The organism is Oricola thermophila, from assembly GCF_013358405.1.
Classification (GTDB): domain Bacteria; phylum Pseudomonadota; class Alphaproteobacteria; order Rhizobiales; family Rhizobiaceae; genus Oricola; species Oricola thermophila.
Genome location: NZ_CP054836.1, coordinates 2,110,847 through 2,132,186, shown reverse-complemented (window position 1 = coordinate 2,132,186; position 21,340 = coordinate 2,110,847). Strand labels below are relative to the sequence as shown.

At 64.4% G+C, this 21,340-nt stretch carries 17 protein-coding genes; 3 read left to right on the top strand and 14 right to left on the bottom strand.

Annotated features, from left to right (window positions below):
• The first annotated feature begins 82 nt into the window (after positions 1-82).
• A complete protein-coding gene (locus HTY61_RS10365; RefSeq protein WP_175276718.1) occupies positions 83-1,750 on the top strand; it encodes a GMC family oxidoreductase in 1,668 nt (555 codons plus the stop codon).
• 971 nt (positions 1,751-2,721) lie between these two features.
• Here HTY61_RS10365 and HTY61_RS10360 read toward each other — a convergent pair.
• Together HTY61_RS10360 and trxB are read right to left on the bottom strand one after the other, a co-directional pair.
• Positions 2,722-3,618, bottom strand: coding sequence for a LysR family transcriptional regulator (locus HTY61_RS10360; protein ID WP_175276717.1), 897 nt, complete (start codon positions 3,616-3,618; stop codon positions 2,722-2,724).
• A gap of 56 nt (positions 3,619-3,674) precedes the next feature.
• On the bottom strand, positions 3,675-4,652 hold the full coding sequence (gene trxB, locus HTY61_RS10355; protein ID WP_175276716.1) for a thioredoxin-disulfide reductase: 978 nt from the start codon (positions 4,650-4,652) through the stop codon (positions 3,675-3,677).
• A 181-nt stretch (positions 4,653-4,833) separates the two neighbouring features.
• On the opposite strand from trxB, the gene HTY61_RS10350 reads away from it, so the two are divergent.
• Together HTY61_RS10350 and HTY61_RS10345 are read left to right on the top strand one after the other, a co-directional pair.
• Positions 4,834-5,304, top strand: coding sequence for an Lrp/AsnC family transcriptional regulator (locus HTY61_RS10350; protein ID WP_175276715.1), 471 nt, complete (start codon positions 4,834-4,836; stop codon positions 5,302-5,304).
• 22 nt (positions 5,305-5,326) lie between these two features.
• The gene (locus HTY61_RS10345; RefSeq protein ID WP_210268607.1) at positions 5,327-6,853 is read left to right on the top strand and encodes an ArnT family glycosyltransferase; all 1,527 of its coding nucleotides are present in this window, start codon (positions 5,327-5,329) and stop codon (positions 6,851-6,853) included.
• A 46-nt stretch (positions 6,854-6,899) separates the two neighbouring features.
• On the opposite strand, the gene fcl is transcribed toward HTY61_RS10345, so the two are convergent.
• The 12 genes from fcl to carB all read right to left on the bottom strand — a co-directional run bounded on the left by fcl (position 6,900) and on the right by carB (position 21,229).
• Positions 6,900-7,850 (bottom strand): GDP-L-fucose synthase, encoded by a 951-nt coding sequence (fcl, locus tag HTY61_RS10340; protein ID WP_175276713.1) that lies wholly within the window; start codon positions 7,848-7,850, stop codon positions 6,900-6,902.
• Complete coding sequence (gene gmd / locus HTY61_RS10335; protein WP_175276712.1) at positions 7,843-8,895, bottom strand: GDP-mannose 4,6-dehydratase; 1,053 nt, start codon at positions 8,893-8,895, stop codon at positions 7,843-7,845. Before gmd ends, fcl begins: the two co-directional genes overlap by 8 nt.
• A gap of 78 nt (positions 8,896-8,973) precedes the next feature.
• Positions 8,974-9,747 (bottom strand): glycosyltransferase, encoded by a 774-nt coding sequence (locus HTY61_RS10330; RefSeq protein WP_246273027.1) that lies wholly within the window; start codon positions 9,745-9,747, stop codon positions 8,974-8,976.
• 197 nt (positions 9,748-9,944) lie between these two features.
• Positions 9,945-11,102 carry a glycosyltransferase family 10 fucosyltransferase gene (locus HTY61_RS10325; protein WP_175276711.1) on the bottom strand — a complete coding sequence of 386 codons (1,158 nt, stop codon included), beginning with the start codon at positions 11,100-11,102 and terminating at the stop codon, positions 9,945-9,947.
• Positions 11,103-11,129: 27 nt separating this feature from the next.
• The gene (locus HTY61_RS10320; RefSeq protein WP_175276710.1) at positions 11,130-11,945 is read right to left on the bottom strand and encodes a hypothetical protein; all 816 of its coding nucleotides are present in this window, start codon (positions 11,943-11,945) and stop codon (positions 11,130-11,132) included.
• A 27-nt stretch (positions 11,946-11,972) separates the two neighbouring features.
• Positions 11,973-12,578 (bottom strand): class I SAM-dependent methyltransferase, encoded by a 606-nt coding sequence (locus tag HTY61_RS10315; protein ID WP_175276709.1) that lies wholly within the window; start codon positions 12,576-12,578, stop codon positions 11,973-11,975.
• Between the two features lie 106 nt (positions 12,579-12,684).
• Positions 12,685-13,482, bottom strand: a complete 798-nt coding sequence (locus HTY61_RS10310) for a glycosyltransferase family 25 protein (protein WP_175276708.1) — start codon at positions 13,480-13,482, stop codon at positions 12,685-12,687.
• Positions 13,479-14,636: a capsular polysaccharide export protein, LipB/KpsS family gene (locus tag HTY61_RS10305; protein WP_175276707.1), complete on the bottom strand. Its 1,158-nt coding sequence runs from the start codon at positions 14,634-14,636 to the stop codon at positions 13,479-13,481. The genes HTY61_RS10310 and HTY61_RS10305 overlap by 4 nt, the downstream gene beginning before the upstream one ends.
• Positions 14,633-15,730, bottom strand: coding sequence for a glycosyltransferase family 4 protein (locus HTY61_RS10300; protein ID WP_175276706.1), 1,098 nt, complete (start codon positions 15,728-15,730; stop codon positions 14,633-14,635). Before HTY61_RS10300 ends, HTY61_RS10305 begins: the two co-directional genes overlap by 4 nt.
• Positions 15,731-15,755: 25 nt before the next feature.
• Entirely contained in the window at positions 15,756-16,229 is a 474-nt protein-coding gene (greA, locus tag HTY61_RS10295; protein WP_175276705.1) for a transcription elongation factor GreA, read from the bottom strand.
• Between the two features lie 188 nt (positions 16,230-16,417).
• Positions 16,418-17,629, bottom strand: a complete 1,212-nt coding sequence (locus HTY61_RS10290; protein ID WP_175276704.1) for a T6SS phospholipase effector Tle1-like catalytic domain-containing protein — start codon at positions 17,627-17,629, stop codon at positions 16,418-16,420.
• Positions 17,630-17,725: 96 nt separating this feature from the next.
• A complete protein-coding gene (gene carB / locus HTY61_RS10285; RefSeq protein WP_175276703.1) occupies positions 17,726-21,229 on the bottom strand; it encodes a carbamoyl-phosphate synthase large subunit in 3,504 nt (1,167 codons plus the stop codon).
• Positions 21,230-21,340: the final 111 nt, after the last annotated feature.

The following is a 21,340-nucleotide window of genomic DNA, read 5'->3' as shown; positions in this document are numbered from 1 at the left end:
TCCCGGAATTCCGCGATCCTGCCGCTTGCCGGCATGGTAAACTCGGCTACTCTTTCCCGTCGAAACGTGGGGGAGGGACGCGATGGCGGAAGTGGAGGAGTTCGATTACGTGATCGCCGGCGGAGGCTCCGCGGGATGCGTGCTGGCCGCGCGGCTGTCGGAGGATCCGAAGGTCACGGTCTGCCTTCTCGAGGCCGGCGGGGAGGGCAGGGGCATATTGGTCCGTGCGCCGATGGGCATTATCGCCATGCTGCCGGGCCTTGGCCGCATCAACAACTGGGCTTTCGAGACCGTGCCTCAGCCGGGCCTCAATGGCAGGCGCGGATACCAGCCGCGCGGCCGCGCGCTCGGCGGTTCCAGCGCCATCAATGCCATGCTCTATGTGCGCGGCCACCCGCGCGATTATGACGACTGGGCGGCCGCGGGCTGCCCCGGCTGGGGCTGGGACGACGTGCTGCCCTGGTTCATCCGATCGGAGAACAACGAGCGCGGTGCCGACGCGCTGCACGGTGATGCCGGCCCGCTCCAAGTCTCCGAACAGCGCACGCCGCGCCCGATCACACATGCCTTCGTGGAGGCCTGCGCGCAGACGCAGATCCCGGTCAATGGCGATTTCAACGGCCCTCAACAGGAAGGTGCCGGGCTCTACCAGGTCACCCAGTTCCGTGATGGTGCGCGCGCGGGCGAACGCTGTTCCGTGGCGGCCGCCTATCTGCACCCGGTCATGGGGCGGCCAAACCTGAAGGTGGTCACGAGGGCGCTCGCCACGCGCATACTGTTCGAGGGGCGGCGCGCCGTGGGGCTTGAATACAGGCAAGGCGGCACCGGGCGCACGGTCCGGGCCCGCCGCGAGGTGATCGTCAGCGGTGGCGCCTTCGGTTCGCCCCAGCTCTTGCAACTCTCCGGCATCGGCCCGGCGGAGGAACTGAAGCGCGCGGGCGTCGAGGTCCTGCACGATCTGCCGGGTGTCGGCGGCAACCTTCAGGATCACCTCGATTTCATCCTGTCATGGAAGACCGGCGACACCGACGGTCTGGGCCTTGGCCCGGTCGGCGCCGTTAAGCTGCTGCGCGAGATGTTGCGTTGGTGGCGCAACGGGACCGGCCTTGTGGCCACGCCCGGTGCGGAAGGGGGCGCCTTTGTCAGGTCGGATCCCTCGTTGGAGCGGCCGGACCTGCAACTGCATTTCGTTCCCGCCCTGGTCGACGATCACGCTCGCAAGCTGCACTGGGGATACGGCTATTCCTGCCATGTCTGCGCGCTCAGGCCGCATTCGCGCGGCACGGTGCGCCTTGCCGGCCCCGACCCGTTGGCCGCGCCGCTGATCGATCCGCGCTACCTGTCGGACGATCGGGATGCCGAGGCGTTGCTCGGGGGTGCAAAGCTCGCCCGGCGCATCATGCAGGCCCCGGCGCTCGATTCGTACAGGAGGCGCGAGGTCTATCTGGAGGGGGTTGCCGATGACGTGGAGCTGATGGAGCACATTCGCAACCGCGCGGACACGATCTACCACCCCGTCGGGACATGCAGGATGGGAACGGATGACGGAGCGGTCGTCGATCCCCGATTGCGCGTGCGCGGAGTCGAGGGACTGCGCGTCGTCGATGCTTCGATCATGCCGACTCTGATCGGCGGCAATACCAACGCGCCGACCGTGATGATCGCCGAGAGGGCGTCGGCCATGATTCGGGAAGAGTCGCAGAGCCGGGAATCCGCACAAAAAAAGACCGGGGCGCTGGGAGGAGGATAGCGACCCGGTCTCTGTCATGGGAAGGCTGGGAGGAGGATAGCCTTCGCATTCGAAATCTCGAACTGCCGTGGGAGGAGGATACGGCTCGTTCTTGACCACCCGAATATGCTGATTGGTCGGCAGGAATTCAATTGACCATTGTGCAATGCACATATGCAAAAAACGCATAGCTCCCGTGCAAATTGTCGCAGGAAATGAGAAACTGGCGCGCGTAAGGAATTCGCACAAAAAAGACCGGGCGCGCTGGGAGGAGGATAGCGGCCCGGTCTCTGTCATGGGAAGGCTGGGAGGAGGATAGCCTTCGCATTCGAAATCTCGAACTGCCGTGGGAGGAGGATACGGCTCGTTCTTGACCACCCGAATATGGTGACTCGCTGGCAAAAGTTCAATTGGCCATTGTGCAATGCACATATGCAGAAAGTGCATGGCCGGTGTGCGTGTTGTCGCGCCGGGCAAGAATCGAGGTGGCCAGGAATCCGCACAAAAAAAGACCGGGGCGCTGGGAGGAGGATAGCGACCCGGTCTCTGTCATGGGAAGGCTGGGAGGAGGATAGCCTTCACATTCGAAATCTCGAACTGCCGTGGGAGGAGGATACGGCTCGTTCTTGACCACTCGAATATGCTGACTCGCTGGTAAAAGTTCAATTGGCTATTGTGCAATGCACATATGCAGAAAGTGCATGGCCGGTGTGCATGTTGTTGCGCCGGGCAAGAATCGAAGTGGCCAGGAATCCGCACAAAAAAAGACCGGGGCGCTGGGAGGAGGATAGCGACCCGGTCTCTGTCATGGGAAGGCTGGGAGGAGGATAGCCTTCACATTCGAAATCTCGAACTGCCGTGGGAGGAGAATACGGCTCGTTCTTGACCACCCGAATATGCTGACTCGCTGGTAAAAATTCAATTGACCATTGTGCAATGCACATATGCAGGCGGCGCATGGCTCGCCTGCACAATGTCGTGCCGGGTCGGGATCAGTACGCCCAGTTCCTGGACTTGGAGATCAGGAAGTCCCGGAAAGCCTGCAGTTTCGCGCTGGTGCGCATGGCCTCGGGATAGACGAAATAGGTGTCGAAGGTGGGCAGGTCGATGTCGCCGAACAGCTGCACCAGCCCGGAATCCGGCTCCACGGCGTAGTCCGGCAGCATGGCGATGCCGATTCCGCGCTGTGCCGCGCGCTTGATCGACATGATGGAATTGATCTCCAGCACGGGATCGCGCGGCGTGCCGTCCGGCCTTCCGAGCGTGAGGAAGGAGCGCATTTCCATCAGGTAGGCGGGGGCCGGTTCGCCGAAGCCGATGATCCGATGGTTGTCGAGTTCTTCCACAGTTTCCGGTCGGCCGTGCTTGTTCAGGTAGGCTGGCGAGGCATAGACGTGGAAATGCACCGTGAACAGCTTGCGCTGGATCAGGTCGGGCTGTTGCGGCGCACGCAGCCGGATGGCGCAATCCGCCTGGCGCATGTTGAGGTCGAGTTCCTCGTTCGACAGCATCAGGTGCAGCCGCACGTCGGGATAGAGATCGAGGAAGTCCTGCACGCGGTAGGTCAGCCAGCCGGAGCCGAGACCGACCGTGGTGGTCACGCGCAGTTGCCCGGACGGCCTATCTGTCGTTTCGGACAGCTGCGCGCGCACCGTCTCCAGTTTCACGAGCACCTCGTTGGCGGTGCGGAAGAGCAACTCGCCCTGTTCGGTCAGCACCAGGCCGCGCGCGTGCCGGTTGAACAGCGGAACGCCGACCTCGTGCTCGAGCGCAGATACCTGTCGGCTGACCGCCGATTGCGACATGTGCAGCGTCTCGCCGGCGTGGGTGAACGAGCCGGCTTCTGCCGCTGCGTGGAATACGCGCAATTTGTCCCAGTCGAGCGGCATTGCCTTCCCCTCCTTTGGCCGCCTTCCGGCGGCCCCTGACCCCTTTGTCTGGCCGCCTATTCGGCGGCCTGCAGTTCCGCCTGCTGCGCGGCGATGTACTTCTCGGCTTCCAGCGCGGCCATGCAGCCCATGCCGGCCGCGGTAACGGCCTGGCGGTAGGTGTCGTCGGTCACGTCACCGGCCGCGAACACGCCCGGCACGTCGGTTGCCGTCGAATCGGGCGCGGTCCACAGATAACCGTTCGGCTTCTGCTTCAGCTTGCCCTCGAAAAGCGACACCGCCGGAGCGTGGCCGATGGCGACGAAGACGCCGTCGATCGGCATTTCGGTGGTCTCGCCGGTCTTGACGTTCTTCAACCTGACGGCGGTCACCGAGGCGGGCAGGGCCGGATTGTTCTTGGCGCCGATGATCTCGTCGATCACCGTGTCCCACATGAACTTCACGTTGTCACGCGCGAACAGCCTCTGCTGCAGGATCTTTTCGGAGCGAAGTTCGTCGCGCCTGTGTACCAGCGTGACGGTCTTGGCGATGTTCGAGAGATACAGCGCCTCCTCGACTGCCGAGTTGCCGCCGCCGACCACGATCACGTCCTTGTCGCGGTAGAAGAAGCCGTCGCAGGTGGCGCAGGCGGAGACGCCGTAGCCCATGTACTTCTGCTCGCTCTCGATGCCGAGCCACTTGGCCTTGGCGCCCGTGGCGATGATCAGCGCGTCGGCGGTGTAGACCGTGCCGCTGTCGCCGACCGCCCTGAACGGGCGCGTGTCCATGTCGACTTCCGTGATGATGTCGTTGACGATTTCGGCGCCGACATTCTTCGCCTGTTCCAGCATCTGCTCCATCATCCACGGCCCCTGCACGGGCTCGGCATAGCCGGGATAGTTCTCGACCTCGGTCGTGATCATCAGCTGGCCGCCCTGTTCCATCCCGGCGACGAGCACCGGCTTCAGCATGGCGCGCGCCGTGTAGATGGCCGCGGTATACCCGGCCGGACCGGATCCGATGATCAGGACCGGGCTGTGTTTCGTCTCGCTCATTTCGGACCTCTCTGGGGAACTTCGGGATGCGCTGCATGCCCGGATTTTTCGGGGCTTATCTAAGGTGCGCGGTACCGTTGGTGCAAGGGCTCGCCGGCAATGCCCACCGGGGATGGGGGCAAACGCGGCACGATGCGCCATTTTTGTTGCGGATGCCGGAGACAGGCAATAAGCCTTCGTCATGGCAGATGCATTTGATCTTGATTCCATTGATCTCGCCATCCTGCGCGAATTGCAGGAAGACGGGCGCATGACCAATGTGGAACTGGCCAGCCGCGTCGGCATCTCCGCTCCGCCTTGCCTGCGCCGGGTGCGCCGGCTAGAAGAGGCTGGGGTCATCGCCGGTTACCGCGCGATACTCGATGCCGGCAAGCTCGGCCAGGAAATCGTCGCCTTTTGTCTCGTCGGCCTGCATCACCAGTCCGACGCCGAGCTGAAGGCATTCGCCACGCTGACGGCCGACTGGCCACTTGTGCGCGAGGCCTGGATGGTCTCGGGTGAAAGCGATTTCCTCCTGCATTGCATTGCGCCCGACTTCAGGACATTCCAGTCATTCGTCCTTGACGAGCTGACCTCGACGGAAAATGTCGACACGGTCCGCTCGGCGCTGACCATCCGCAAGGTGAAGGACGAAGGACTGGTCGCGCTCTAGGCGCGGGCGGGCAGGGAAAGCGATGATGGACAAGGCGGACATTGACGGCGTGCGCCGCCGGAATATCCCGTGGGCGTCGTCCCGGGCCGTGGTGCTGGTCATCGCCGTATTGCTGGCGGCCAAGCTCCTGGTCGCCTTGGCGACCGGCCTTGTCGGCGACGAGGCCTATTACACGCTTTGGTCGCTCTATCCCCTCCAGGCCGGCTATTTCGATCATCCGCCGGGCGTTGTCTGGTTCATCCGTGCCGGGCAGGCTTTGCTGGGCGAGACGCCTCTTGCGTCGCGGCTTGCGGCGATTCTCGCCACGGTGATCTGCGCGCTCGCGGTCTGGCGCACGGCTTGGGTGCTTTTCGCCGACCGGACGATCGCGGCCCTGGGCACGCTCTGGTTTTCCTTTTCGCTCGGTGTTGCGGTCGGGCTGCTGATCATCACGCCCGACGCGCCGTCCCTCATGTTCTGGACGCTCGCCATCTGGGCCGCGGCGGAGCTGCACGCGAGCCGCAACGCATGGTGGTGGCTCGCATTCGGTCTTTTCGCCGGGCTCGGGCTCCAGTCGAAATACACGGTCTTCTTTCTCGGCGCGGGCATTGTCGCCTGGCTGCTCGTCTATCCGCAGGCGAGGCGCTGGTTTCGCGCGTGGCAGCTCTATGCGGGGGGCGTCCTCGCGCTGGCCGTTTTCTGGCCGGTCATGGGGTGGAATATCGAGCACGATTTTGCCTCGCTGGGGTTCCAGTTCGGCCGCTCGCCGGACGCGGCGATGAGTTTCGCGCGGGCGATGCGGCATTTCCCCGAGTTTCTCGCTTCGCAGGCCGGACTCTTGTGGCCGGGCCTGTTCGTGTTCGTGGTAGCCGGAATCGTTCTTTTCCTGCGTCGCCGGGAGTACCGGGCGAACCCGGCCCTCGGCCTGCTGGTACTGACCGCAGCGCCGGCATTGCTCTACTTCTTCTGGCATGCGCTCAACAAGCGCGTGGAGGGCAACTGGCCGCTTCCACTCTATGGCCAGCTTTCGCTCATCGGCGCCTGGGTTGCCGTAACCTGGTTTCCGGCCGGTGCCCGCATGCGGGCGTTCTGGTTGTGGCTGCGCCGCTGGCAGGCGCCGCTGTCACTGTTGCTGATCGGCGTTCTCTTCATCCAGGTTTCACTGGCTCCGATCCCGGTGCCGGCCGGGCTGTCGACCGACGACATGGCCGGGTGGGAGGAGATTGCCGACGGGATGGAAACCCTCGCCGAGGAAGCCGGAACCGCCACGGTATTCGCCGACGGCTATGATCTTATCGGCCAGTTGCAGGCCTATGCCCGGTTCGGGGGCCACGATCTGGCGGTCCTGCCGGTGGCGGGGCTGTTTCGCTTCACATTCATGGACCTGCCGGATCCGGACAGCATCGAGGGACCGGTGCTCCTGGCGGTCAGGGCGTCTCTCGATGCGGAGCCGCCTTCGTCGCGCGAGTTGTTCGGACGGTCAGCGCGGTACCTGTCGGGCCTGGTTCGTTCGGGCCCTGGCGGCAGGCCGGTCGAGCGCATCGATTTCTACCAGCTCGACGGGCGGTGAGGCGCCATTCGCTGCGTCGCGTCCTGCCAGGTCGGGACCGCGCCGGCTACTTGCCCGCGTGCTCGGAGAGGAAATCCCGGTACACTCGTTCGATACCTTCCTTCAGGCCGATTTTCGGTTTCCATCCAAGATCTTGCAGCCTTTTGCTCGACATGAGCTTGCGCGGCGTGCCGTCCGGCTTCGACGGGTCGAGCCGGATGTCGCCCTCGTAGCCGATCACCGCGCAGACCAGCCTCGCTAGATCGAGTATGGAGAGATCGCTGCCGGTTCCCACATTGACGTGTTGCTCGCCGCTGTAGTTCTGCATCAGGAAGACGAGCGCATCGGCGCAATCGTCCACGTGCATGAATTCGCGCAACGGCGTGCCGGTGCCCCACAGCTCGATGAACGGGGCTCCCGTCATTTTTGCCTCGTGTGCCTTTCGGATCAGTGCCGGCAGCACGTGGCTGGTCTTCAGGTCGTAATTGTCGCCGGGGCCGAAGAGATTGGTCGGCATCGCCGAGATGAAATCGTCGCCATGCTGCTTGCGGTACGCCTGGCACAGCTTGATGCCGGCGATCTTGGCCACCGCGTACCATTCGTTGGTCGGTTCCAGCGGCCCGGTGAGCAGGGCGTCTTCGGTGATCGGCTGTTCGGCGAGTTTCGGATAGATGCAGGACGAGCCGAGAAACAGCAGCTTTTCCACGCCGGCCTCGTGCGCCGCGTGGATGACATTCGCCTCGATCATCAGGTTTTCGTAGAGAAAGTCCGCAGGGTAGTCGCGGTTGGCGAGGATGCCGCCGACCTTGGCTGCCGCCAGGAACACGGCGTCGGGCTTCTCGCGCGCGAACCAGTCGGCCACCGCCGCCTGGGATGTCAGGTCGAGATCTTGCCGTTTTGCCGTGAGCAGGGTGCACCTCTCGCCTTCCAGTCGGCGCATGATCGCCGAACCGACCATGCCGCGATGGCCGGCGACGAAAATGCGCTTGCCGGAAAGCGGGTAGACGGGATCAACCATGGCGCATGGCCTCATCGAGGTCCGCCTGGACCATTTCGCGCACCAGTTCCTCGAAGGAGACGCGCGGCTTCCAGCCCAGCTTTTCCCGCGCCTTTGTCGCATCGCCCAACAGTGTTTCGACTTCCGCCGGTCGGAAATAGCGCTCGCTGACAGCGACCACCGTGCGGCCGTTCTCGTCGACCGCCTTTTCCGCCACGCCTTCGCCCTGCCAGGTCAGCGTCATGCCAAGCTCGCGCGCCGCGGCGTTGACGAAATCGCGCACGGAATGTTGCTGCCCGGTGGCGATGACGAAATCCTCCGGCTCGTCCTGCTGCAGCATCAGCCACATCATCTCGACATAGTCGCGCGCATGGCCCCAGTCGCGCAGCGCGTCCAGGTTCCCGAGATGGAGGCAGTCCTCCAGCCCCGCCTTGATGCGCGCCAGCCCGCGCGTGATCTTGCGGGTGACGAAGGTTTCTCCGCGCAGCGGAGATTCGTGGTTGAACAGGATGCCGTTGCAGGCATGGAACCCGTAGGCCTCGCGGTAGTTCACCGTGATCCAGTAGGCATAGAGCTTGGCGACGCCATAGGGGCTGCGCGGGTGGAAGGGCGTCGTCTCGGTCTGCGGCGTTTCCTGAACCAGGCCGTAGAGTTCGGATGTGGAGGCCTGGTAGAAGCGCGTCTTGTCCTTCAGGCCCAGGATACGGATCGCTTCCAGCAGCCGCAGCGCTCCGAGCGCGTCCGAGTTCGCCGTGTATTCAGGTTCCTCGAAGGAAACCGCCACGTGGCTTTGCGCGGCGAGATTGTAGATCTCGTCAGGTTGCACGTCCTGCAGGATGCGCAGCAGGCTGGATGAATCCGTCATGTCGCCGTGATGCAGGACATATTGGCCGGAACGGCCCGGTTCGCCTTCCATCAGGTGGTCGATGCGCGCGGTGTTGAACAGCGACGTGCGACGCTTGATGCCGTGCACCTCGTAACCCTTTGCGAGCAGGAACTCCGACAGGTACGCCCCGTCCTGTCCGGTGACGCCCGTGATCAGCGCCTTCTTTGCCGTGGAAGCCAAGTTCCTCTCCGGTCTCTGGTTCGCTTTGCTTGTGCGCCTTAGTCCATGCACGGGGGCAAGGCAACGCCGCGTTTCCGCTTACCGGCGGCCGGCGAGGCGCCCGACGCGATGAAGCAGGCGCCTGAGGTAACGAATTCCCTTCGGCGCCTTGTGTTCCTCTGCGCCCGTTCCGTTGATCATTGCCGGATCGATGAACAGCCGGTAGCCCTTGCTGCGTATCTGGCGGTGGAACTCCACGTGCTCGCAGCGGGGGTTGCCGTCTTCGTCGAGGCCGAGATAGCTGCAGTCGCGGAGCGCCGGCAGGCGGTAGAGCGCCAGCCCGCCGAAGGCGCTCTCGACCTCGACCATGCCGGCATCGCGCGGCCAGGGTTTCTTGCGAGCCGCGACGAATGTCTCGTAGGCTTGGGCCTTGGACATGCCGGCCGGGCGTTTCTCCACCCGTTCCCAGCAGTCGTCGGGCGAATGCGTCGGGTGCCGGTATGCCCAGACATCGTAGTAGCTCTCGGTTTGGTTGGCGAAGACCGCCGCCCGATCCTCCGGCCAGTCGGACATGTGGGCGCGCAGTCGATCGGCCGGGAACAGGGAATTGACGCCGTCCATGTCCATGATGATCGCGTAGTCGAAGTCCGCCAGTCGCTCGTCGGCCCGGACATGTTCGAGCGCGCGGTTGCGCAGGTGGGCAAGCCGTTCCGTGCGTACGGGAATCCGGCTGTCGAGATCCGGAAGCGTTTCGACAATTCCCTTGTCGTGGAGGCGGTGGAACTCGTCCAGGATCGCCACCGTTTCGTCTTCCGAGCCGTTTTCGAGGAACACGTAGCCCCAGTCGTCGAGGCTGCGCCCGAATTCGCTGATCGATTGCAGGATGCGCGGCAGGGAATGGGCGCAATCGCGGGTCAGGCCGATGAAGACGGTGCGTGAAGACAGGGCCAGATCCTCTCTTGTCCGGGGCTCGGTGAATGTGACCGGAATAGATCAGCATGAATGGTGGCGTCAAAGCCTCAGTTCGTGTCGCACCGGCAAAAGGGGCGGCGAAGCAGGGGGCAGTCGGCCTATGCCTGCTTCGGCGCGGGTTTGCCGGCTGTTTTCGCGTGCCGGAGCCGGTTCCTGCGCTGATGCCTGACGTCGCGCGCCTTCTTCTGGCGGGCGAGCAGCAGGTCGAAGCGGGGATAGACCGCTAGGATCGCCCGTCTTGCCATCGCCTGACCGCGGCTGCCCCGGTGGCCGTCACCCGGGGGAAAGGCGCGTTCGGCGTAGATCAGCCGCTCGCGCGAGGCCGGTCGTGCGTCGGGCGCCGCCTCGTAGGCGCGTCGTGACACCCGCGCCAGCATGCTCATTGCGTTGTAGTGGCCGAGAATGCGCCGTCTTGCCTCGGCGATGTCCTCCTGCGCTCTCGCGTAGTGATCGCTTTCCATCGCGTAGACCATGCGCGCCAGCGCGGCGTCGAAATCGTCAAGGTCGAGCGGCATATGGCAACCGGCGGGCAACTCCGCGGCCACGTTGCCGCATCCCGAGTAGAAGGGGAACGCCCAGCACAGGAGCGGGTCGGACAGCTTCTCGGTCCATCCGAAGTCGTCATCGGAGTTCTCGAGCGCCAGGTGATACTTGTACGGCTCCAGCGCCTCGCGCTTGTCGCCGACATAGCGGTGTCCCTCGCCGAACAGATCGATGCGGTCGGGGATGCGTTCCTTCAGGAACTCGATGAATTGCAGCCGCTTCTTGTGAAAAGGCGTATGCGCCTTCCTGCTCGTGACGATGGATATCCGCTCTCCGGTCTTTGCCGGCGGCCGGAGCGACGAGAAGTAGTCGTGTCCGAGGAGGCCGGGAAACTCCGGCTCCTCGTCGTAGTTGATGCCCGCGTACCACTTCAGGCAGAAGTTTTCCCGCAGGACCTCGGTATCGATCGGTTCGCTGCTTGTCGTCAGCACGAGTCCGAACTGGTTGAGATAGGCCGGATTGTAGCGGTGGATGTGGTCGGGCTCGCCGGCGATGAAGGCGGTGCGTTCGCGCGGCAGGCGCGTCGGCACCGAAAAGGATGCGCGCGTGTGGAGGATCAGCACGTCGGCATCCTCTGCCACGTCGATGCCGAAACTGAAGGTCACGCCATCGACCGTGTCGGACATGCCTGGCGCCTGTTTCAGGAACATGCGCGGATCGGCGTCGGTGAAGACATGGGCGCGGATCGGCCGCGTGTCGGTGCTTTGCGTCATGCCGGCCTCGGGCACGCGTCGCCGCAATCATTCCACATAGAATATCTCGTACTCTGTCAGGTTGGGGTCGTTGGGCGCTGTCAGCACCTTGTAGCGGGTCGATGCTCCCGCGATCGGGATGTGCGGCTCGCTTGCGAATTTTGCCGAGAAGCTCATCTCTATCCGGTTCGGAGAGCCGATACCTGTCAGGCCGGCCGTGTTGTCGGCCGCCGTGTTGTCGATGGTCATGAATTCGCGCATGGCGCTCACGAAAACCTCGATCTCGCGCATGTGTTCTACCGCGGAATGGAAGACGATGACGAGGCCGGACAGGGTTTCGTTGGCCTCTATGATCTGGTCGAGGAAGTCGTATTCCCGGCCTCCGACATCGACCTTCAGGAAAAGCCGGCCCGTGCCGGGATCTATGCGCCCGATGGTTTCCGCGGGTGATACCATTCCCTCGGCCATGCCGGCATCCTCGCGCAGATGTGCGAAGCCCGGTCGTCCCGAGTCGAACAGGGACTTGTACTGCTTGTAGTATTCGAGAAACCGCCTGTGCCTGTCCGGCTGTACCACGGATAGAAGCCGCGCCTTTAGGAAGCGCCTGCGCAACGCATCCGGGTCGATCGACGCGTCGTAGCAGGTCAGGCTGTCCAGCCGGCCCATGGCTGCAAGATCGTAGGGGAAGTCGCAATTGTAGCCGAGCCCGAGCGACAGCATGTGACGCGTGGATGCCACCGCATCCGCCGAGACCACGTATCCGCCGTCATGGTCGCTGCCCAGGCGAATGAGGTCGTTTACGCCGCGCGGCTCGAAAATCTTCGGCAGGAAACAGGCCTTCTTCTTCTTGGTTCGAATGAACATGGACGTCGTAGCGGGTGCGTCGCGATTTCAGGCGTTGGAGACGATCGCGACCTCTCTCTTTTCCGTTCCGTCATTGAGTAGTCGGTAGTTCGGGTCGTGAACCGCGAACTGTTCGAGCCACCATTCCTTCGGCTTTACGGTCAGGTGACTGTGCTTGTCGTCGTAGCAGGCGATGACGTGATAGTTCACCGGTGCGCTGGCGTGCAGCTTCCTGACCAGGGCCGGAATGTCCTCGGGGCGGAAATGTTCCAGCACGTCCCCGGAGCACGCCACGTCCGCTTTCGGCAACTCGGCCTTCAGCGCGTCGGCCTGCACGAATGTGACATTGTCCGGGCTGTCGTCGAATTGCGGGCTTCTCGCCCAGTCGACGCCATGCACATGCGCTGCTGTCTTTGCCGCCTTGGCCGTGAAGCGTCCGTTGCCGCATCCCAGCTCCATCACGGTCTTTCCGGCGATCAGTGTCGCCAGCCGCTCCTGGTCTACCAGCCAGTTGTTGGTCTGGTAGGCGGCGTTCTTCTCGTGCAGGCCCTGGTAGTAGTCGGCGTCTAGGTCGTTGCGCTCGTCGATGACACGCTTGCGTACGCCGTCGTCGAAGCCGAGGAACACGCGCTTGATCGTTCGGATCAGACCCATGATGGCAATTCCCTTTCGCAGCGCGGCCAATCTTCCCGCCGTCCGTCGGGCGGGTGCATTTGAAGCTCTAGTCCATAGCCGCGGAATCGGCAACGCGCGACCACTCCTAGCGAAACGGTATCCTGCCTGTTTTTGTGCCGCGGAATCTGTCGAATATGAGACCGCTCCATTTCAGCCGCTGTTTGGACAGTTCGCGTTCCGTCTTTGCCAAAAGCCGGCGGAAGCCGCGCGCCAGCACTTTTCTTCGCGTCTGCTGGAGTATCGAAGGCAGGTCGACAGGCCGCGTGTCGGCGGGCGCACGGTCGCTCTGGATGCACGGCGCCGGGATCATCTGCATGATCTCGAAACCGCAGAAGTCGGGGCAACGCGGATCGAACAGCACGAAGTCGACGGCATGGCGAAAGGGCGGGGTGCGTTCCGTCAGCAGGCCGGCCGCGCGTCGCGAGATCACGTATGCGCCGGCGCCGAGCTGGACATGGCGCAGGCGAACGATCTCGCGGTCCCCGGCGCGGGCGAGGGGCTCCGCATCCCAGACCGTGTGCCGCCGGAAGGTCTCCAGCCGCACCAGCGGTGCGCCATCGGGTATCCATGACATGTCGCGCAGCAGCGCCCCCGCATCGCGGCCGAACACGATGTCGTCCTCGAGCACCAGCGCATGGTCGTCCTCGCCTTCCGCGATCCGCTGCCAGGCCCTCCTGTGACTCATGAAGCAGGCGATGGAGCCTGCGTCCAGAAGCTGCGTTCCCGCGCGGTGGGTGTAGTTTCGTCCGATCTCTTCGTCCGACAGGGTGTTCCCGTCGACTGCCGCGACCCGCTCGTGGTCGATGCCGAGCGCGTTCAGCGTCCGGGACATGTATGCCAGTCGTTCCGGCGACCGGTCCAGGTTGATGAAATAGGCCTTCATGCGTCCGCCGTGCCGGTGAATTCGGCCAGCGCCCGCGAATAGGCATCGCGGCCGGTCGCTCGCTCGGTCAGGATCGCGAGCGCCTTGTCTCCGGGCGCGGTTCGTCCGAAGGGCAGCAGGAACCGGTTGAAGACGAAACGGATGAAGCGTCGGCGCCGATCCTCGTCCGGCTGCCATGCGTCGAGCCGCGCGAAGGCCTCGTGCAGCTCCGCGCGGCTGCCCGCATGCAGCACGAGACCGTCGATATTGTAGTGCGCCTCGCCGAGCGTGATCACCTTCCGGCCCAGCGTCAGCGCTTCCAGCCCGACGGTGGAGTTCACGGTGATGACCGCCTCCGCCCCTTCGATCAGCCTGCGGGTATTGCCGCCATTGGCGAACATGATGCGTGAATGTCGCGGCACAACCTGTTGAATGCTAAGAGGAAAGCTCGGATGTTCCTTGATGACGAACCTGCGTTCGGGAAAGGCGTCGGCCAGCGCCGCGATTTCCCCGTGCAGTTTCACCATGGAGTCGATCCAGGGCGACAGGGCCAGGATCTGCATGTCGCTCGGCACCTGGAAGGGCACGAAGACATAGTTGTTCGGCAGTTCGTCCGCCGCCGCGGTGCCGTCCTTCAGCTTCGACTTGCGGACCTCGAAATCCTCCGGCCACCCGTCGCCGGGCACGTCTTCGGGAAGCCCGTCATAGAAGGCTGCTGCGCGGGGCAGGGTGGACAGGGCATTGATGCCCTCCGGGTCGGCCTGCATCGTCCCGGGATAGAATCCGTTCTCGAGGAACAGCCGTTTCATCGAGAGTTGCTCGGCGGCCAGCGCCAGGAGCGCGTTCGGCGCGAGATATCCGTTGAACACGAGCACGGTGCGCGACGTGTCGGCGGCCAGCGCCCGGTGGAACGCGCCGTAGATGCGCCGCGCGCGCCTGCGATAGATGGCGCGGTAGGCGCCTGCGACCAGCGGGTTGGCGAACAGCCGCGGAAAGCGGATGCGCCGCCTCGTCACGTTGCGTTCGGCAATGGCATCCAGTCGGGCGGCAAGGTCCGGCGCAATGTCGCCGGACATGCTGCCGGAAGCCGCCTCCACGGCGTCGCAGGCCGGGCCGAGCGCGTCGATGAGCGGGCGCGTGTTGCCGGTGGGGATTGCGGCGAAACGCATGGTCATCGCGGGGCGGCCGTGCCGGTTCTGGGGGCGACGCTGTCATAGACCCGGGCCAGTTGCCGGACTTCCCGTTCCAGCGAGAAATGCGCCTCGACATGGCGGCGCGCCTTCCGTCCCATCGTCTCGCGCAAGGCGTCGTCGGCCATCAGTCTTTCGGCGGCAATCTGCATGGTCTCTGCCTTGAGGTCGGGCAGTATATGGCCCGTCTCGCCCTCGACGATCAATTCCGAAAATGCGCCCACATCGGTCGCGATCACCGGCACGGCGCATGCCATGGCCTCCAGCGGGGTCAGTCCGAACCCTTCCCAGCGCTGCGGCGCGATGAACAGGTCGAGCGCCTGGTACCAGCGCTCGATGTCGGTATGCTCGCCGACGAACAGGATGCGGTCTTCCAGGCCCTCCGAAGCGATCCGCGCCCGCAGTTCCGCCTCGAAGCCCTTGTGCTCGGCCGTTGTCCGCCCGGCGATGATCGCGATCCATTCGGGCATTGCCTTCAGCGGAGCGAACAGCGCCTCCGCGAACAGGTCCGTTCCCTTCTGGCGGCGGATGCGGCCGAAGCAGCCGACGATCTTCCGGTCGGCGGGCAGGCCGACGGCGCGCTTGGCCCCGGCGCGGTCCCCGGCCGGGTGGAACCTTTCAAGGTCGATCCCGTGCAGGATCACCGTCGACGGCCGTTCCAGGTAGCCCGCCGTCTTTTGCGAGGTGGAGATGACGGCATCCATGCGTCCGATCAGCCATTTCGTGAACGGCTTGTGGTGGCGTTGCGAGGCGGAGGTGAACACGAGCTTCACCGGCATGCGCAGCATGTCGCGCAGGATCAGCCCGGCAACCATCTCGGTATTGCGCCGCGCGTGCCAGACACGAGCCGTCCTTCCGGCGGGACGTGTCCACAGTCCGGCCAGCCCGGCACAGGGCATTTTCGCAACGCCGTCCGGCAGCCCCGGTCCGAGGGCGGCGATATCCAGCCCCGCCGCGCGTTGCGCCGGGATAAGCTGCACGATGGTCGAGGTGACGCCGGAAAGCCGCCGCTTGAAATTCGGAGCGATGATGTCGGGGATGCCGGAGGGGGCCGTTTGTCCACTTGCGCCTTGCGCCATGGTCGGGGCGCCCCTCCGATGGGCGTCAGATATACTTGACGCTGACGATCTCGTAGCCGTGCGATCCGCCCGGTGCCTGCACCTCGATGGAATCGCCTTCCTCCTTGCCGATCAGCGCGCGCGCGATCGGGGAGGAGATCGAGATCTTGCCGGCCTTCACGTCGGCTTCCTGGTCGCCGACGATCTGGTAGACCTTCTCCTCGTCGGTGTCCTCGTCCGCCAGCGTCACGGTCGCACCGAATTTCACGGTGCTGCCGGAAAGCTTGGAAATGTCGATGACCTCGGCACGGCTGATCAGGTCTTCCAGCTCGCCGATACGGCCTTCATTGTGCGACTGCGCTTCCTTGGCGGCGTGGTATTCCGCGTTTTCTGAAAGGTCGCCATGGGCGCGTGCCTCGGAAATCGCCTCGATGATGCGCGGGCGTTCTTCCTGCTGGCGCCAGCGCAGTTCTTCCTTCAGCTGCGCGAAGCCTGTTGCAGTCATAGGCACTTTTTCCATTTGGCCTATCCCCTTTTCCGTTACCCGATTTCCGTTTGCCGGTGTTGAGCGGCATAAAAGAAAACGGCTCCCGGAGCGCACGCTCAGGAACCGCCGAATGAGTTCGGCAATGACTATAGTGCGATTCAATTCTATTGCAATGGGGTGAGAATAGGTTGCTTTTCGCGGCGTGCGTGCCTTGAAAAGCCTCAGCTTGCGGAAGTTTTTCCTGCAGTTCCGACCGGCAGGTTTTCCGGCCTGTAGTTGCTGTCCCTTTCCATGCGCTCGCGCACCGACTCGTGGATTGTCGCGCCCGGCGGGATCAGCCGGCGGTCGAAGAGCGGGAAGTAGCAGCCCTTGCGGCCCCTTTCGCGAAACGAGGTCGGGGGGATGCGGCGCGGCAGGAATTCCACTGCCGACCAGGCCGCGGTCATCGAATCATGGAGTTCCTGCCCGACGCCCGGCTTCACGTATTGCGGATGGTCCGGGTCCTCGCCCAGCACGATCTTCCTGACCGTCGGCTGGAAGAACTTCAGGCCGATTTCCTCCATCTCGCGGATCATCCAGGCGAGGGGGATCTTGGCCTGCGCGCTCTCCGCCTCTCCGTAGCCGCCGCCGACATCGCCATGCACGCCGGAAAACCAGACCTCCTTGACGTCCTGCGGAACGGGGTCGCGCCTCTTGAAGGGCGGTCCGGTGAAATTGCCGCCGGCCGGCCAGAGGATCGGGTTGAACATGGTGCGCCGCTCGTCGATGGCGACGGCGTGGCGCACATGGGCGACGCTCGGATTCGACCTGGTGAAGGGATGGGTCCGCAGTTGCGGAAACACCTTGCCCTGTTCGATGACGGAACCGACCGTGTCGAAAAGGCCGAGCGCCTTGATGTCCGGCCGGTGTGGCGTCAGCGCCCTCTCATACAGGCGCAATGCCCGGAAGGCGGCGTTCGGATCGCCGCCGTCGGGTCCGTCGAAATCGCTGATTCCCTTGTAGGTTCGGTAGGCATAGTCGAGCAGGTTGAGCTGCGTCCTGTCCATGATCCCGAAGGCGTGGATGAAGCCCGCCAGCACGCGCGCGGTATAGGCGCCGCGCGAGAAGCCGAGGATGTAGATGTCGTCCTGCGGGATCTCCGGTCGCTTCGTCGTCTTCTTCTGGCCGGGGTCGAAATGCTCAACCAGGAAGCGGTAGGCCTGCTTGACGTTCTGGTCGAGGCCCCAGCCGGTCGCCAGCCCCCAGATTTCCTTGGCCTTGCGGGAATAGCGCCACCAGTCGTTCTCGCCGCCGAAAGTCCCGACGCCCGGATCGTAGAAGACGATCTGCCCGTCGTTCTTTCTCAGGCAGCCATAGAGGCGCAGGATGTTGGTACGCTGCTCCTCGATCTGGTTCGACGTGCCGTCGCACAGGATGACGATGTTCTTCGGCATGGCCGGCCTCCTCTCGTCCCCGGAGGAGAGAATAGAGGACTGCTGCCGCAAGGGAAACAGTGTCGCGCCGTTTTGACCGGCGCCAACGGGCACTGGTCAGGCGAAGTAGCTCTGCAGCGGCCGCACCTGCAATTCGCCCTTGTTGAGCGCCTGGATGGCCTCGCCGGCGGCGATGGATCCGGCCATCGTCGTGAAGTAGGGCACCTTGTTGACCAGCGCGGCGCGACGCAGCGGCTTGGAGTCGGCGAACGCCTTCTTGCCTTCCGTCGTGTTGATGACGAGTTGCACCTGGCGGTTGCGGATGGCGTCCTCGACATGCGGACGGCCTTCCAGGACCTTGTTGATCTTGGTTGCCGGCACGCCGTTTTCCGCGAGATAGCGCTGCGTGCCGCCGGTGGCGAGGATATTGAAGCCCAGTTCCGTGAACAGCTTGGCCGTTGGCAGGACGCGCTCCTTGTCGCTGTCCTTGACCGAGATGAACACCGTGCCGGATTTCGGCAGTTCCGCGCCGGCGCCCAGCTGCGCCTTGGCGAAGGCCACCGCGTAGTCGTGGTCGAGGCCCATGACTTCGCCGGTGGACCGCATCTCGGGTCCGAGCAGGGTGTCGACGCCCGGGAACTTGGAGAAGGGGAAGACGGCTTCCTTCACCGCTATGTGCCTGAGCGTCTTGATGTCGCGCCGCTTGCCGTAATTGCCGATGGCCGGGTCCAGCTTCTCGCCCGCCATGATCCGCGCCGCGATCTTGGCGATCGGCAGGCCGATCGTCTTGGCCACGAAGGGCACGGTGCGCGAGGCGCGCGGATTGACTTCCAGCACGTAGACCTGGCCGTCCTTGATGGCGTACTGCACGTTCATCAGGCCGCCGACATTGAGCGCCCTGGCCAGCGCGATGGTCTGGCGTTCCAGCTCGTCCACCATGTCCGCGCCCAGCGTGTGGACCGGCAGCGAGCAGGCGGAGTCGCCGGAATGGATTCCGGCCTCCTCGATATGCTCCATGATGCCGGAGACATAGACATCCTCGCCGTCGCACAGGCAGTCGACGTCCACCTCGATGGCGTCGGTGAGATAGGTGTCGAACAGCAGCGGGTTGGAGCCGAGCAGCGTGTTGATCTGGCCGGTCTTGTCGTTCGGGTAGCGTGCCTTGATGTCCTCCGGGATCAGTTCCGGCACGGTGCCCAGCAGGTAGGAATCGAGGCCGGAATCGTCGCGGATGATCTGCATGGCGCGGCCGCCCAGCACGTAGGAGGGGCGCACCACCAGCGGGTAGCCGAGCGAGGCGGCGACCAGGCGGGCCTGTTCCACCGAGTAGGCGATGCCGTTCTTGGGCTGGGTCAGGTCGAGCTTGATCAGCAGCTTCTGGAACCGGTCCCGGTCTTCCGCCAGGTCGATCATGTCCGGCGAGGTGCCGAGGATCGGGATGCCGGCCTTTTCCAGCGCGTTGGCCAGCTTCAGCGGCGTCTGGCCGCCGAACTGCACGATCACGCCCAGCAACTCGCCCTTTTCCTGTTCCAGCTTCAGGATCTCTAGCACGTCCTCGGCCGTCAGCGGCTCGAAATAGAGCCGGTCGGAGGTGTCGTAGTCGGTCGACACCGTCTCCGGGTTGCAGTTGATCATGATCGCCTCGTAGCCGGCGTCGCGGAGCGAGAACGCGGCGTGGCAGCAGCAATAGTCGAACTCGATGCCCTGGCCGATCCGGTTCGGGCCTCCGCCGAGGATGACGACCTTCTTGCGGTCGGAGATTCCCGCCTCGTTGGCCGGCATTCCGGCGAACGGCGTCTCGTAGGTCGAGTACATGTAGGCCGTCGGCGAGGCGAATTCGGCGGCGCAGGTGTCGATGCGCTTGAAGACGGGGCGCACTTCCAGCGCGTGGCGAAGCTGGGCGACTTCCGTTTCCGGCACGCCGGCGAGCGTCGCCAGCCGCTGGTCGGAGAAGCCCATCGCCTTGAGCATGCGCAGGTTGGTCGCGTCCTTCGGCAGGCCGTGGGCGCGGATGCGCGCCTCCATGTCGATGATCGCCTTGATCTGTTCCAGGAACCACGGGTCGATCCGGCAGCCGGCATGCACCTCGTCCACGGTGAAGCCGAGGCGGAAGGCCTGCGCCACCATGCGCAGCCGGTCCGGCGTCGGCGTCCCGATGGCGGCGCGGATGGCGTTCTTGTCGTCGCCTTCGCCGAGGCCGGGGATCTCGATCTCGTCGAGGCCGGTAAGCCCGGTCTCGAGTCCGCGCAGCGCCTTCTGCAGCGATTCCGGGAACGAGCGGCCGATGGCCATGACCTCGCCGACCGATTTCATCGCCGTGGTCAGGATGGGTTCCGCTCCGGGGAACTTCTCGAACGCGAAACGCGGGATCTTGGTGACGATGTAGTCGATGGAGGGCTCGAAGGAGGCCGGCGTCGCGCCGCCGGTGATGTCGTTGTCGAGTTCGTCCAGCGTGTAGCCGACGGCCAGTTTCGCCGCCACCTTGGCGATCGGGAAGCCGGTGGCCTTCGACGCCAGCGCCGAGGACCGCGACACGCGCGGGTTCATCTCGATCACGACCAGCCGGCCGGTTTCCGGGTTGACGGCGAACTGGACGTTCGAGCCGCCGGTTTCCACCCCGATCTCGCGCAGCACCGCGATCGAGGCGTTGCGCATCATCTGGTATTCCTTGTCGGTCAGCGTCAGGGCGGGGGCGATGGTGATGGAGTCGCCCGTGTGCACGCCCATGGGATCGATGTTCTCGATGGAGCAGATGATGATGCAGTTGTCCGCGTGATCGCGGACGACCTCCATCTCGTATTCCTTCCAGCCGAGCACGCTCTCGTCGATCAGCACTTCCGTCGTCGGTGAGGCGTCGAGGCCGCGCTCGACGATCTCGAAGAACTCGGCGCGGTTGTAGGCGATGCCGCCGCCGGTGCCGCCGAGCGTGAAGGAGGGGCGGATGATCGCCGGCAGGCCGACTTCCTCCAGCGCCTGGGCGGCGAGGCCCATGGCGTGGTTCATGTAGCGCTGCTTGCGGTCCGACGTTCCGTCGCGCCACTCCTGTTCGAGCTTGTCGAGCGCCGCGTCCAGCTCGGCGCCGGCGAGCGTCGCCTTCAGCTCGGCGCGTTTCGCCTCGTGCGCCTTGCGGTCCGCGTCCTTTATCTCCGTGGCGTTGACCAGCATCGAGCGCGGGCTCTCGAGCCCGATCCGTTCCATGGCCTCGCGGAACAGCTTGCGGTCCTCGGCCTTGTCGATGGCTTCCGGCTTCGCGCCGATCATCTCGACGTCGTACTTGTCGAGCACGCCCATCTGCTGCAGCGACAGCGCGGTGTTGAGCGCGGTCTGGCCGCCCATGGTGGGCAGCAGGACCATCTTCTCGTCCGGGCGTTCGGTGCGTTCCTTGGCGATGATCCTGGCCACCACTTCCGGCGTGATCGGCTCGACATATGTCGCGTCGGCGAGGTCGGGATCGGTCATGATCGTCGCCGGGTTCGAGTTGACCAGGACGATGCGGTATCCTTCCTCCTTCAGCGCCTTGCAGGCCTGGGTGCCGGAATAGTCGAACTCGCAGGCCTGGCCGATGACGATCGGCCCCGCGCCGATGATGAGAACGGTGTCGATATCGGTACGTTTCGGCATGGATTGTTTCCGGCTGTGCAAAGCGACCGGATGCGCGTCGTGCCGCTCATCCGGTGGAGGAAGTCTCATGTTTCAGGCTAGACGGGGCCTATAGGGTATCGCGGCTCGCCA

What these genes read in the sequence shown, in the direction of transcription:
- HTY61_RS10360 (WP_175276717.1), bottom strand. Translation starts at nt 3,618, where the DNA reads ATGCCGCTCGACTGGGACAAATTGCGCGTATTCCACGCAGCGGCAGAA.
- HTY61_RS10300 (WP_175276706.1), bottom strand. Translation starts at nt 15,730, where the DNA reads ATGGCGCAAGGCGCAAGTGGACAAACGGCCCCCTCCGGCATCCCCGAC.
- HTY61_RS10325 (WP_175276711.1), bottom strand. Translation starts at nt 11,102, where the DNA reads ATGACGCAAAGCACCGACACGCGGCCGATCCGCGCCCATGTCTTCACC.
- trxB (WP_175276716.1), bottom strand. Translation starts at nt 4,652, where the DNA reads ATGAGCGAGACGAAACACAGCCCGGTCCTGATCATCGGATCCGGTCCG.
- greA (WP_175276705.1), bottom strand. Translation starts at nt 16,229, where the DNA reads ATGGAAAAAGTGCCTATGACTGCAACAGGCTTCGCGCAGCTGAAGGAA.
- fcl (WP_175276713.1), bottom strand. Translation starts at nt 7,850, where the DNA reads ATGGTTGATCCCGTCTACCCGCTTTCCGGCAAGCGCATTTTCGTCGCC.
- HTY61_RS10365 (WP_175276718.1), top strand. Translation starts at nt 83, where the DNA reads ATGGCGGAAGTGGAGGAGTTCGATTACGTGATCGCCGGCGGAGGCTCC.
- HTY61_RS10345 (WP_210268607.1), top strand. Translation starts at nt 5,327, where the DNA reads ATGATGGACAAGGCGGACATTGACGGCGTGCGCCGCCGGAATATCCCG.
- HTY61_RS10315 (WP_175276709.1), bottom strand. Translation starts at nt 12,578, where the DNA reads ATGGGTCTGATCCGAACGATCAAGCGCGTGTTCCTCGGCTTCGACGAC.
- HTY61_RS10320 (WP_175276710.1), bottom strand. Translation starts at nt 11,945, where the DNA reads ATGTTCATTCGAACCAAGAAGAAGAAGGCCTGTTTCCTGCCGAAGATT.
- HTY61_RS10310 (WP_175276708.1), bottom strand. Translation starts at nt 13,482, where the DNA reads ATGAAGGCCTATTTCATCAACCTGGACCGGTCGCCGGAACGACTGGCA.
- HTY61_RS10290 (WP_175276704.1), bottom strand. Translation starts at nt 17,629, where the DNA reads ATGCCGAAGAACATCGTCATCCTGTGCGACGGCACGTCGAACCAGATC.
- HTY61_RS10350 (WP_175276715.1), top strand. Translation starts at nt 4,834, where the DNA reads ATGGCAGATGCATTTGATCTTGATTCCATTGATCTCGCCATCCTGCGC.
- HTY61_RS10305 (WP_175276707.1), bottom strand. Translation starts at nt 14,636, where the DNA reads ATGACCATGCGTTTCGCCGCAATCCCCACCGGCAACACGCGCCCGCTC.
- carB (WP_175276703.1), bottom strand. Translation starts at nt 21,229, where the DNA reads ATGCCGAAACGTACCGATATCGACACCGTTCTCATCATCGGCGCGGGG.